Annotated in this window: 11 protein-coding genes; 5 read left to right on the top strand and 6 right to left on the bottom strand. The window is 38.3% G+C overall.

The window, feature by feature from the left end:
• Positions 1–65 precede the first annotated feature (65 nt).
• The 5 genes from GTK57_RS06165 to galE are packed head-to-tail and all read left to right on the top strand — an operon-like array spanning position 66 to position 6,798.
• On the top strand, positions 66–1,940 hold the full coding sequence (locus GTK57_RS06165) for a polysaccharide biosynthesis protein (protein WP_163124627.1): 1,875 nt from the start codon (positions 66–68) through the stop codon (positions 1,938–1,940).
• A 26-nt stretch (positions 1,941–1,966) separates the two neighbouring features.
• Positions 1,967–2,845 (top strand): UTP--glucose-1-phosphate uridylyltransferase GalU, encoded by an 879-nt coding sequence (gene galU / locus GTK57_RS06170; protein WP_163121954.1) that lies wholly within the window; start codon positions 1,967–1,969, stop codon positions 2,843–2,845.
• Between the two features lie 14 nt (positions 2,846–2,859).
• Positions 2,860–4,116 (top strand): nucleotide sugar dehydrogenase, encoded by a 1,257-nt coding sequence (locus tag GTK57_RS06175; protein WP_152873961.1) that lies wholly within the window; start codon positions 2,860–2,862, stop codon positions 4,114–4,116.
• Positions 4,116–5,789, top strand: coding sequence for a glucose-6-phosphate isomerase (gene pgi, locus GTK57_RS06180; protein WP_163121956.1), 1,674 nt, complete (start codon positions 4,116–4,118; stop codon positions 5,787–5,789). Before GTK57_RS06175 ends, pgi begins: the two co-directional genes overlap by 1 nt.
• Complete coding sequence (galE, locus tag GTK57_RS06185) at positions 5,782–6,798, top strand: UDP-glucose 4-epimerase GalE (protein ID WP_152873959.1); 1,017 nt, start codon at positions 5,782–5,784, stop codon at positions 6,796–6,798. The genes pgi and galE overlap by 8 nt, the downstream gene beginning before the upstream one ends.
• A gap of 59 nt (positions 6,799–6,857) precedes the next feature.
• On the opposite strand, the gene GTK57_RS06190 is transcribed toward galE, so the two are convergent.
• From GTK57_RS06190 to nusB, 6 genes are read right to left on the bottom strand one after another with little or no spacing between them, the layout of a single operon-like run.
• A complete protein-coding gene (locus GTK57_RS06190) occupies positions 6,858–8,228 on the bottom strand; it encodes a phosphohexomutase domain-containing protein (RefSeq protein ID WP_152873958.1) in 1,371 nt (456 codons plus the stop codon).
• Positions 8,229–8,285: 57 nt separating this feature from the next.
• Positions 8,286–10,124, bottom strand: coding sequence for a glutamine--fructose-6-phosphate transaminase (isomerizing) (glmS, locus tag GTK57_RS06195; RefSeq protein ID WP_152873957.1), 1,839 nt, complete (start codon positions 10,122–10,124; stop codon positions 8,286–8,288).
• A 12-nt stretch (positions 10,125–10,136) separates the two neighbouring features.
• On the bottom strand, positions 10,137–11,501 hold the full coding sequence (gene glmU / locus GTK57_RS06200) for a bifunctional UDP-N-acetylglucosamine diphosphorylase/glucosamine-1-phosphate N-acetyltransferase GlmU (RefSeq protein WP_152873956.1): 1,365 nt from the start codon (positions 11,499–11,501) through the stop codon (positions 10,137–10,139).
• 21 nt (positions 11,502–11,522) lie between these two features.
• The gene (locus GTK57_RS06205) at positions 11,523–12,044 is read right to left on the bottom strand and encodes a phosphatidylglycerophosphatase A family protein (protein ID WP_152873955.1); all 522 of its coding nucleotides are present in this window, start codon (positions 12,042–12,044) and stop codon (positions 11,523–11,525) included.
• The gene (gene thiL, locus GTK57_RS06210; protein WP_152873954.1) at positions 12,022–12,939 is read right to left on the bottom strand and encodes a thiamine-phosphate kinase; all 918 of its coding nucleotides are present in this window, start codon (positions 12,937–12,939) and stop codon (positions 12,022–12,024) included. Before thiL ends, GTK57_RS06205 begins: the two co-directional genes overlap by 23 nt.
• 19 nt (positions 12,940–12,958) lie before the next feature.
• Positions 12,959–13,411, bottom strand: coding sequence for a transcription antitermination factor NusB (gene nusB / locus GTK57_RS06215; protein WP_152873953.1), 453 nt, complete (start codon positions 13,409–13,411; stop codon positions 12,959–12,961).
• Position 13,412: the final 1 nt, after the last annotated feature.

The following is a 13,412-nucleotide window of genomic DNA, read 5'->3' on the forward strand; positions in this document are numbered from 1 at the left end:
ATATTGTTTTCATTCGAATGAACATTTTAATGAGAACAACACATGCTTGGATCGAATCTTACTCTGTGAAATCAATCATTTTGCCATTATCTACAGCGCCTCGTATTGTGAAGCAAAGCTTCTTGGTGTTGATGGATTTTCTAATTTTCCCCGTACTTATTTGGCTGTGTTATGCCATTCGTTTGGTGAATTTAGGCGTAGATGCTGTACCAAATATTCCATTTGGTCCACTTTGGGTGGCTGCGATTGCAAGTTTAATTTTGGTCGCATGTGGCGTTTATAAATTTATTGTTCGTACTTTTAACGAAGCATTAATTGTAAAACTAGCGCTTGCAACATCAGTGACTGTTTTTGCTTTGTATTTGCTAGCATATTTAACGCCTGCATTTATTCCAATGTCTATTCCACTCATGTTTGGTTTCATGATGTTTGCATGGATTTGGTTTAGTCGTGGGGTGATTCGTTTTGTCGTACGTTCACAATTTTTGTCGGATGTACTGCGTAAACGTGTTGCGATTTATGGTGCAGGTTTTGCAGGTCAGCAAATAGCGGCACTGTTAAATAAATCGGATGAACATTTACCTGTATTTTTTATTGATGATAATGCATCTTTATCGGGGCAAATGATTGGGCGTTTAAAAGTACATAATGCCAAACACGCTTTAAAAATATTAAAAAAAGATACGGTTGATGAAATCTTAATTGCATTACCTTCAGTTGGACGTGAACGTAAAAGCGAAATTATTAAATTCTTAGAACCTACACATTTAAAAATTACAGAATTACCAAGTTTAACTCGCCTTGTAGATGGTGAAGTTCGCATCTCAGATATCCAAGAAGTTGATATTATCGATTTACTTGGGCGCGATCCAATTCCACCCATTCCTGAATTACTCGCCAAGAATATCCATAATAAAGTGGTGATGGTGACGGGTGCAGGTGGTTCAATTGGTTCTGAATTGTGTCGTCAAATCATTAAAAATCAACCGAAATTGTTGATTGTGTATGAAATGACAGAGTTTGCTTTATATCAAATAGATAAAGAATTACGTTTAATTTCACAAGATAAAGTCGTTCCAATTTTAGGAACCGTATTAGACCAAATGAAACTTGAGCGTGTGATTCAGCAATATCAAGTTCAAACGGTGTATCACGCAGCAGCTTATAAACATGTACCGCTTGTTGAATGTAACCCCATTGCAGGCTTGAAAAATAATGCAGTGGGTACAGCATATAGCTTAAATGCCGCAGTTAAACAAAGTGTTGAAACATTTGTTTTAATTTCGACAGATAAAGCCGTTCGCCCGACCAATGTGATGGGAGCTTCAAAGCGTTTAGCTGAGTTGTATTGTCAGGCAATGGCAGAAGCGCAAAATCAAACGCAAATTAGCATTGTACGTTTTGGTAATGTTTTAGGTTCATCAGGTTCAGTTGTACCATTATTTAGACAGCAAATTGCCAAAGGTGGTCCAATTACCGTAACGCATCCTGAGGTGACACGCTATTTTATGACCATTCCTGAAGCATCTCAGTTGGTGATTCAAGCGGGTGCAATGGGCAAGGGCGGAGATGTATTTTTGCTCGATATGGGACAACCTGTTCGCATTCAAGATTTAGCTCGTCAAATGATTTCACTCAGTGGCTTAAAAGTGAAAGATCAAGCATTGGAAGATGGTGATATTGAAATTAAGTATACCGGTTTGCGTCCAGGCGAAAAGTTATATGAAGAGCTATTGATTGACCAAGAAAACACGGAAACAACAGAGCATAGCCGTATTTTAAGATCTTATGAAAAGCATTATCCTTTAGAAGATATTCTTAAAACGTTCGATCACATCAACGAATTAACAGCAGTTGAAGAAGATGTGAATTGGGTACTCAGCCAATTAGAACATTATGTAGATGGCTATCAACGTGGCGATCGGATTCAGGTAAACTAATTACAGCACTAAATTTGAGTTAAATTATGAGTATTAAAAAAGCAATTCTTCCAGTTGCAGGTTTAGGGACACGTTTTTTACCTGCAAGTAAATCAATTCCAAAAGAGATGGTTACAGTTGTTGACCGTCCTGCAATTGAATATGTTGTTCGTGAGGCTGTTGCTGCGGGTATTGAACAAATTATTCTAGTAACTCATTCTTCAAAAGCATCAATTGAAAATTATTTTGACCGTAATTTTGAACTTGAAACGACATTAGAAAATAAAAAGAAATTTGATCTTCTGAAAGAAATTACTGAAATTTTACCGCCACATGTCAGCGTGATTAGCGTACGTCAGCCACAACCTTTAGGTTTAGGACATGCTGTTTTATGTGCAAAAGCAGTTGTTGGTGATGAAGATTTTGCAGTATTACTTCCAGATGTATTGGTAAAAGATCCATCAGAAACTAACGATTTAAGTTTGATGATTCAACGCTTTAACAACACTCAATCGGCACAGATTATGGTTGAAGCTGTGTCAGATCATCTTGTAGACCAATACGGTATTGTTGATGTTGCATCGACGCCTGCAGAGGGTCATAGTATTCAAATGCAAGGCATTGTAGAAAAGCCTGCTATTGATGCTGCACCATCGAATCTTTCTGTAGTTGGTCGTTATATTTTACCTGCAAAAATTATGCAGTTATTAGAAAATACCCCTAAAGGTGCGGGCAACGAAATTCAATTGACTGATGCTATTGCCATGCTTCAGGACACAGATACCGTTGAAGCTTATCGTATGAAAGGTCAAACATTTGACTGTGGTAGTAAGCTTGGTTACTTAAAAGCGGTATTGCATTATGGTCTAGATCATCCAAAATTGGGTGATGCATTTAAAGATTTGATTAAAGAACTCGAATTATAAAATTAGGAATTTATATGAAAGTTGCAGTATTTGGACAAACCTTATATTCAGGTGTATTGGCAGCTTTGTTGGCAGAATGTGGACATCAAGTTTTTTGGTGCGAACTTCTTAAAAAACCAACATTAGAACAAGCCTATACTCAAGATGAAGCTGTGAAGCAATTGCTAGATAAACAGCAAAAAAATGGTTTTTTAACATACTGCAACTTTAAAGATATTCCTTTAGACACAGATGCTTATTTCTTTAGTTTTAATCCGACTGAAGAAGCACAAGGCATTGAGATTTTAAAAGAATTAAAACAACGAACCATTATTCATCCAAAATTGATGATCAATGCATCGACCTTAGGTTTACACGGTACAGAAAAATTTGAAAATATTTTATCTGAAGATGATTGGGTGTATTTACCTGACATCATTCAGGAAGGAAATGCATTACAAAGTTTAGTTCAAACCAAGCAACTTATTGTCGGAAGCTCATCCGAATCTAGTCAAATTAAAATTAAAGAATTACTTCGCCCACTGTTTCCACGTGAACAGCAATATTTGTTTATGCCTGTATTGGATGCTGAATTCACGAAACTGAGTGTTTCAGGAATGTTGGCAACGCGCATTAGTTATATCAACGATTTAGCCGTTGTTGCGGAAAAGTTAGGGATTGATATTGAACATGTGCGTCAGGGTATGGCGGCTGATAGTAGAATTGGCGCATCATATTTATATCCAGGGGCAGGTTTTGGTGGTGAAAACTTCTCTCACGATATTTTAACGCTTTCCAATACGGTTTCTGATACAGGAACAAAAAGCCAATTGCTCTCGCAAGTTTGGGATATTAACGAACAGCAGAAAGAGATTTTATTTCGCAAACTGTGGAATTATTACCATGGTAATTTAGCAGGTAAAACTGTGGCAATTTGGGGTGCTGCGTTTAAAGAAAATACCGCACGTATTCAACAGTCACCTATTCATGCCATGTTGAAAGCACTCTGGGCGCAAGGTGTAACGGTTAAACTGCATGATCCTCAAGCGCTTGCTGAAATAGAAAAAGAATATGGACACCGAGCAGATTTGATTTACTGCACAGACCAATATGAAGCTGTCAAAGATGCACACGCCTTATGTTTATTGACAGCGTGGAAGCAATATTGGAGCCCAAATTATGTTGAACTATTAAAAACAATGAACCATCCACTTATTTTAGATGGTCGCAATATTTATGACCCGAGTTATGTCAAAGCTCAAGGGTTTGCTTATATGGGGGTAGGGCGATAATGGTTGCAAAGGTTCATCCTTATCCTATAGAGGATTTAGGTTCAGTGATCGTGCAGTTAAATTCGTTGAAAGATGAATTTGAAAATAAGCATCTGACTGAATTATTCGCAGAAGATCAGCAAAGATTTCAAAATTTCTCAGTGGCTCTCGATCCTATCGTCTATGATTTTAGTAAGCATCGTGTTGATCAAAAGGTGATTAAAAATTTAGTTCAATGGGTGCATGCACAAGAACTTTCACCATGGATCAAACGCTTATTTTCATGTGAAGAAATTAATTACACAGAACAACGTGCAGCGATGCATTGGGCTTTGCGTTTACCTAAAAATGATCAACAACATCCAAAAGTTGCAGAACATGTACATGCACAATTAGAACGTATGTTTAGCCTCGTGAATAAAATTCATGATGGTCAATATCGTGGTGCAACAGGTGAAGTCATTCAAGATGTGGTGAATATTGGTGTTGGTGGTTCAGACTTAGGTCCTTTAATGGTGAGTCATGCTTTATCGGACTTTAAAAAGAGTACGCAAAAGCCTTTAAATACGCACTTTGTTTCAACCATTGATGGTAGTCAACTTTCAGATTTATTGCACAAATTACGTCCTGAAACGACACTTTTTATTATTTCATCGAAGTCGTTTGGCACAATTGATACTTTATCTAATGCGCAAACCGTTCGCCTTTGGCTAGAAAAAGCGCTTGGGCAAGATCAGCATATTCTAAAACATCATTTTATTGGTGTTTCGACCAAACCTGAGAAAATGACCGCTTGGGGAATTGCACCCGAAAATCAATTTCTACTTTGGGATTGGGTAGGTGGTCGTTATTCATTATGGTCATGTATTGGTTTACCTGTTGCGTTAACCATTGGTGTCGATGGCTTTAAACAATTTCTAGCAGGCGCACATGCAATAGATCAACACTTTCAAACTGCACCATTTGAGAAAAATATTCCTGTGCTTATGGGCTTATTGGGTGCTTGGAATAATAATTTCTTAGACATTCAAACCCATGCAGTATTGCCTTACGATGGTCGTTTAAAATACTTTGCATCGTATTTACAGCAATTAGAAATGGAATCGAATGGTAAGTCGATTCAGCGTAATGGTGAAAAGGTCGATTGGGATACCTGCCCAATTGTTTGGGGTGAGGTTGGTCCCAATGCTCAACATGCCTTTTATCAATTGTTACATCAGGGTACACAGTCGGTGAGTAGTGACTTTATTGCGCCTGTACACCGTTATAATGCTAAGCAATTTACCTATGTCGATAATGCAGATGCGCTAATAGAACAACATCATTTGGCATTATCAAATTGCTTGGCGCAATCGCGCTTACTTGCTTTTGGTAATCAAGCTTTGGATCAAAATGAAGTTTCAGATTTACCTGAATATAAAAAATATGATGGCAATCAGCCAAGTACCACAATCTTGATGCAAGAGCTAAATCCTTACAGTTTAGGTATGTTGATCGCCATGTATGAACATAAAGTGTTTGTACAATCTGTACTTTGGAATATCAATCCATTTGATCAGTGGGGCGTTGAAAAAGGCAAAGAAATTGCCAATCAATTGCTTCCTATTTTAAATGGTGAGCAAACAGATTTATCAGTATTAGATGCTTCTACACAGGGATTAATTCATATTTTAATGGGAAAGGATCATGTCTAAAATTTTAGTGACAGGTGGTGCAGGCTATATTGGTTCGCATACTTGTGTCGAATTACTGAATGCAGGACATAAAGTTGTCGTACTCGATAACTTATCGAACAGTTCTGAAGAGTCTTTAAATCGTGTTCAGACATTGACATCTAAAACACTCGATTTTGTAGAAGGCGATATTTTAGATGATGCAATTTTAGATCAAATTTTTAAAACACATCAAATAGATGCCGTCATCCACTTTGCAGGTTTGAAGGCTGTAGGTGAAAGTCAGCAAGAGCCGTTAAAGTACTTTGAAAATAACATTTCAGGCTCGATTAGCTTAGTAAAAGCCATGGAACGTGCTGAAGTATTTAAATTGGTTTTTAGCTCATCTGCTACGGTTTATGATGAAGCAAATGTTTCACCACTCAATGAAGATATGCCAACGGGTATGCCAACGAATAACTATGGTTATACCAAACTTATTGTTGAGCAATTATTGCAAAAACTATCTATTGCAGATGAGCGTTGGTCAGTTGCATTATTACGTTATTTCAACCCTGTTGGTGCGCATAAAAGTGGCTTAATGGGTGAAGATCCGCAAGGTATTCCAAATAACTTAATGCCTTATGTCACTCAAGTGGCGGTTGGTCGTCGTGAAAAATTATCAATATTTGGTAATGATTACGATACTGTAGATGGTACAGGCGTGCGTGATTATATCCATGTGGTCGATTTAGCCAATGCGCATTTATGTGCTTTGAATAATCGCTTAAATACTCAAGGTTGCCGTGCTTGGAATATTGGTACAGGCAATGGTTGTTCAGTGCTTGAAATTGCACAAACTTTTGAAAAAGTGAATGGTATTCATATTCCTTTTGAATTTGCACCACGCCGTGAAGGCGATGTTGCAACATCTTTTGCAGATAATGCTCGTGCTGTGAAAGAGTTAGGTTGGACACCAAAATTTGCTTTGGAAGATATGCTTGTCGATAGTTGGAATTGGCAAAAGCAAAATCCGAATGGATATCGTTAAATTTGAAATATAAAAAAGAGCCTTAAGGCTCTTTTTTATTGGATAGATCAATCTAAAAATTAAGCTTGAATCAATTGTGTCAGCTCATCAACATAAGCTTGTATCGGTTTCGGGTTTTTATCTTTACGGCTTTCAATATTTAAACGTAAAAGGGGTTCGGTATTTGAAGCACGAACATTTAAACGCCAAGCACCAAAATCTAAACTTACGCCATCAGTCTTATCAATAGATGGATTTTGATCTGCAAAGTGATCGAAAATCTTTTGAATAGTCACTTGAGTATCTGTAACTTTAAAGTTGATTTCACCTGAACAAGGGAATTTTTCAATCATTTCTTCAACAAGAGAAGATAGTGGCTTTTGAGTTTCAGATAAAACAGAAGCTGCGAGTAACCAAGGGATCATACCGCTATCGCAGTAAGCGAAGTCACGGAAATAATGATGAGCACTCATTTCTCCGCCATACACTGCATTGTGTTCACGCATTTTTTCTTTAATAAATGAATGCCCCGATTTTGATTGAATCGCTTCACCTTTATATTGCTCAACAACATCAAAAGTATTCCAAACAAGGCGAGGGTCATGCACAATTTTTTCGCCTGATTGTTTCAATAAAAATGCTTGAGCCAATAAGCCGACAATATAATAGCCTTCAATGAATTGACCTTTTTCATCGAATAAGAAGCAGCGATCAAAGTCACCATCCCAAGCAATCCCCATATCCGCTTTATGTGCAAGTACTACATCACGAGTGCTATCGCGGTTTTCAACTAAAATTGGGTTAGGAATACCATTTGGGAAAGTGCCATCAGCTTCGTGGTGAATTTTAATAAATTCAACAGGAATATTAAGTGCTTTGAATTTATCTTCAATGGCATCAATAACATGACCTGCTGCGCCATTGCCTGCATTCACAACCAACTTTAATGGGCTGATTTTTGCAGGGGCAATGTACGTCATCAGATGTTCGATGAATTCGGGCAAAATATTATATTTTTTAGATGTGCCTTTTTCAGCAACATCTTTAAATTCGCCCGATTCTGCAAGAAGTTGGATTTCTTTTAAACCAGTATCGGCACTAATTGGACGTGCATTATCACGCACCAATTTCATACCGTTATAATCCATTGGATTGTGACTTGCGGTGATTTCAATACCACCTTGTACATCTAAATGGAAAGCACCGAAATAGACTTCTTCTGTGCCTGTCATACCTAAATCTAAAACATCAACACCAGCATCATTTAAGCCTTTAATGGTTGCTTGTTTTAAATCTTCACTTGTTAAGCGGACATCGCAACCAACCACAACCGTTTTGGGGTGATAGATTTGACCATAAGCACGACCAATTTTATAGGCGATTTCTTCATTGAGTTCTGTGCCAAGCTTGCCACGAATATCATAGGCTTTAAAGCAAGTAAGTTTAGTCATTTTCATTTCCAAGTGATGTGAAAAAAGGCTGGAATTTCCAGCCTTTTGATTCAATGATTATTCTACAGTGACAGACTTCGCTAAGTTACGTGGCTGATCGACATCTGTACCACGCAATACAGCAACATGATAAGACAGCAATTGAACAGGAACACTATAAACAATAGGCGCAAGAATGGCATTTACGCTTGGTACATAAACCACATGCTGACGATCTTTAGCTTTAATACCGCTATTTTCATCGGCAAAGACGAACAGTTCACCGCCACGTGCTTGAACTTCTTCCATATTCGATTTGAGTTTGTCGAGCATGTCATCTTGAGGTGCAAGAATAACAACAGGCATGTCGTTATCTACAAGTGCAAGTGGACCATGTTTAAGTTCACCTGCTGCATAACCTTCAGCATGAATATATGAAATTTCTTTGAGTTTTAAAGCACCTTCCAGCGCAATAGGGAAGTGCGTACCACGACCTAAGAATAGGCAATGTTGCTTCTCAACAAAGAGTTCAGATAAGCGTAAAATTTCTTTATCATTTTGCAATGTATCTAAAATAACTTTTGGTGTATGCCAAAGCTCAGCCACAATTTCAGCAATTTGAGTATCAGAAATGGTTTGTTTAATTTGACCAATTTTCAACACTAAAAGCATTAAAGCCGCAAGCTGAGTAGTAAATGCTTTGGTTGATGCAACACCAATTTCAGGGCCTGCAAGCGTCAATAAACTATGATTTGTTTCACGAACCATTGAAGATGTTGCGACGTTGCAAATCGTCATCGTTGTGATGTTTAAGCTTTTTGCAGCTGCACGTTTTTGCGTATCACGAAGTGCTGCTAAAGTATCGGCAGTTTCACCTGATTGAGAGATACATACATAAAGCGTATTGTTTACAATCACAGGTGAGCGATAGCGGAATTCACTTGCAATTTCAACTTGGCAAGGTAGATCAATCAGTTGCTCGAACCAATATTTTGCAATCATGCCTGCATGGTAGCTTGTACCACATGCAATAATTTGAACTTGTTGAATATTGGCAAAATCTTGAATAGCAGAAGCTAAGAAATCTTCACGTAGTGCATTGCCATTTAAAGCTTGAGAAATCGTTTGTTTAATGGCTTCAGGTTGCTCATAAATTTCTTTGAGCATGTAATGCTTATATTCGCCTTTAGATGCATTACTTACGGTCGCATCAAGCTCTTTTACAGGGCGATCAATCAATTGACCATCTATAAAAACTTCAATGCTATTACGGGTTAAACGTGCAATATCACCTTCTTCAAGGTAAATAAAACGGTTGGTAATTGGAAGAAGCGCCAATTGATCCGAACTAATAAAGTTCTCACCAATACCCACACCAATCACAAGCGGAGAACCTTCACGAACCGTAATTAACTCATCAGGATGATCTGTATGAACGATACCAAGCGCATAAGCACCTTTAAGTTGAGGTACAACTTGGCGTGTTGCTTCTAATAAACTTGGTGTTGTTTTGAGTGCATCATTGATTAAATGAGCAACAACTTCAGTATCTGTTTGTGACGTAAATACATAACCTAAAGCTTCTAAATCATCTTTAAGTTCTTGGTAATTTTCGATAATACCGTTATGGACAACTGCAACATTGCCTGAAATATGAGGATGGGCATTTTCTTCAGTTGGTTTACCATGGGTTGCCCAACGTGTGTGTGCAATACCAAGTGAACCCGATACTTGTGATGCTAAAACGGCTTGTTCAAGATTTGCCACTTTACCAACACGACGTTCACGTAGAACTTGCCCTTGATTAATTAAAGCTAAACCTGCTGAATCGTAGCCACGGTATTCTAAGCGCTTTAAACCTTCAATGAGGATATTACTAATATTACGTTCTGCAACGCCACCGACAATACCACACATAGTGAATTCCTCTTATTTCTTAATTTTTTGTGGACGTTGATAATTTTCTTTCGCAAATTGCTTAGAACGTTCTACCGCCAAGCTATTTTCTGCAACATCACGGGTGATGGTAGAGCCTGCGCCAATAGTTGCACCATTGCCAATGTGAACAGGGGCAACAAGCGAGCTGTTTGAGCCGATAAAGGCATGATCACCAATAATAGTTTTAAACTTATTTGCACCATCATAGTTACAAGTAATTGTACCTGCGCCAATGTTTGAACCTGCGCCAACTTCGGCATCGCCAAGGTATGTAAAGTGATTTGCTTTAGAGCCTAAGCCAATACTTGAATTTTTCACTTCAACGAAGTTACCAATATGAACTTCGGCAGCAAGTTTTGCGCCTGGACGTAAACGTGCAAATGGACCAATTTGTGCATCTTCGCCGACAACAGCATTATCGAACACGCTATAAGGCTGAACTTTTGTACCTGCAGCAATTTTTGTGTTTTTAATCACACAGCCTGCACCAATTTCTACATTGTTGCCAAGCTCGCAGTCACCTTCAATAATCACATTAATATCAATGCGAACATCTTGACCTACAGTCAGTGAACCACGTAAGTCAAAGCGTGAAGGGTCAATTAGATGAACACCTTGTTGCATGAGTTTTTTTGCTTGGAATGTTTGGAATTCACGTTCTAAAGCAGCAAGTTGAACACGATCATTTACGCCTTCAACTTCAAATGGCATTTGTGGTTCAACAGAAGAAACTTCTAAACCATCGGAAATGGCCATCGCAACGATATCAGTCAGGTAATATTCGCCTTGCGCATTGTTGTTGCTTAGTTTTGGCAACCATTCATGTAATTTGGCATTGCTTACACAGTAAATACCTGTGTTAATTTCTTTAATTTGACGTTGCAGATCATTGGCATCTTTATGCTCAACAATAGCTTGAATTTTATTATTTTCACGTACGATACGACCATAACCACTCGCATCGGCAAGAGTCAGTGTTACAAGCCCAATACCTGTTTCACGTGAAACAGTAAGAAGGTTTTCAAGTGTTTCTTGAGTAATACAAGGTACATCGCCTGAAAGAATGAGGGAAACACCATCTTTTGGTAGTACAGGTAAAGTCACTTTAACTGCATGACCTGTACCGAGTTGTTCCGTTTGCTCAACCCATTGCACATTTTCTTGAGCAAAAGCCTGTTGAACTAAGTCGCCACCATGACCATAAATAGTAATGATATTTTTCGCATCTAATTTTTTTGCAGTTTCAATGACATGACCAAGTAAAGGGCGTCCTGCGAGTGGCTGCAATACTTTAGGCAAGCTCGAACGCATTCGAGTTCCTTTACCTGCAGCAAGAATAATCACAGAAGTTGACATAATACACCTTGAAAATTTGGCTTAAGCCATTGAAATATAGAGGTACACAAGAATACAAATTGCAGCCCATAGACCAGCAATAATATCGTCGAACATTATACCGAAACCACCACCCACTTGGCGATCAATAACACGTATGGGCCATGGTTTCCAAATATCAAATAAGCGGAAAAGTGCGAAACCAATTAATACCCATAACCAACTCATTTGTCCAAAATAAATAAGCGGTAAAAATGTAATCGATTGTCCTGCAAATTCATCCCAAACAATACGACCATCATCATGAACATTCATGACTTTTGCTGTTTGTCCGCAAATATAGATACCAATTAAAGACATCACTAGCATGGCTAAAATGGAGTTAAAAAAACCAATTGCAAGCCAAATAGGAACAAATAACAAAGCAAAAGCAGATCCGAAAGTCCCTGGTGCTTTTGGAGCTAAGCCTGAGCCAAAACCTACGCCACAGAAGACGATAATACGGTTTGCCCAACTCATTTCTTTGAAGTTGATTGCAGGTTTATGCAAAATGTTGATATCCATTAAATTTTAGTAGTTGGTTTTGACCATTTTGAACAAAGTGTAATTCTTTATTTTCTGTAATTTGTCCAATTGTACTGATGTTTATATCTAATTGTTGTTGCAGAAGTTTAGCATGATTCTGTGGGCTGATTGTAAAGCACAATTCATAATCATCACCACCTGCAAGTGCATATTGCCATTGTTGTTCTAAAGGCAATTCGTTTAATGCGCTATCAATAGGCAATTGATTTAGTTCAATTTTAGCCCCAACATTAGATGCTTTTAAGATGTGTCCAAGATCTTGAGCAAGACCATCTGAAACATCAATCATACTATTTGCTAAACCTTTAAGATTTTGTCCTAAGGCACAGCGTGGTGTTGGGTAATCTAAACGTTTTTTAAGTGGATGATCGCGATGATTTAAGCCAAAAGCAGCATCGCCAACTTGACCACTCACACAAATATAGTCACCCACTTGCGCGCCAGAACGCAGAACACCCTGACCGATATCAACCCAGCCAAGTGCTGTAACTGAAATTGTTAAATGAGGACTTTGAGTGGTATCACCACCAATTAAACTCACGCCAAATTGATCGCAACAATCGTATAAACCCTGACTAAAAGCTTTTAGCCAGTCATGATCAATTTGGGGTAGGCTCAATGCGAGTAAGATGCTGTGTGGTTTTGCACCCATTGCAGCAATATCGGATAAGTTTACTGCGACAGATTTCCAACCAATAGCATGTGGATCTGTATCTAGAGGGAAATGTCTTCTTGCAACGAGGGTATCGGCACAAATGACCAACTGTTGCTGGGGAGGAGGGGTGAGCAAGGCTGAGTCATCACCCACACCTAAATCGACAGACGAAGAAGCCTTTCGATTAAAATAAGTGTCAATGATGGAAAACTCAGCCATACAACAAAACTACTTCAAATTAATTAGAAGATTGTTGCTTTTCTGCTGCACGTAAAGTAGTTGCTAAACGGTCTAATACACCATTGATGTATTTATGACTGTCTGCACCACCAAAGTGTTTAGCAAGCTCAATTGCTTCATCTAAAAGAACACGATATGGAATTTCAAGATGTTCTTTCAATTCATATGCGCCAAGACGAAGGGTCGCACGCTCAACGCCATCTAATGCGTTAAGTTCACGATCCAATACTGGAATTAAGAGCGCATCCAATGCTTCATGATTGGCAACCACTTGAGTTAACAATTCATGATAATAGCTAAGATCCACTTTGTGCATTGCATTTTCAACACGTGTACGTGCTTCAATTTCATGCACTGGATTGTGGCTCATTTGCCATTCATAAATTCCTTGTACAGCAAAGCGACGTGCTTTACGTTTTGCTGCATAAGTAGCTTGAAGTGTTTGCGACATA

It is taken from the genome of Acinetobacter portensis, from assembly GCF_010646905.1.
GTDB lineage: Bacteria > Pseudomonadota > Gammaproteobacteria > Pseudomonadales > Moraxellaceae > Acinetobacter > Acinetobacter portensis.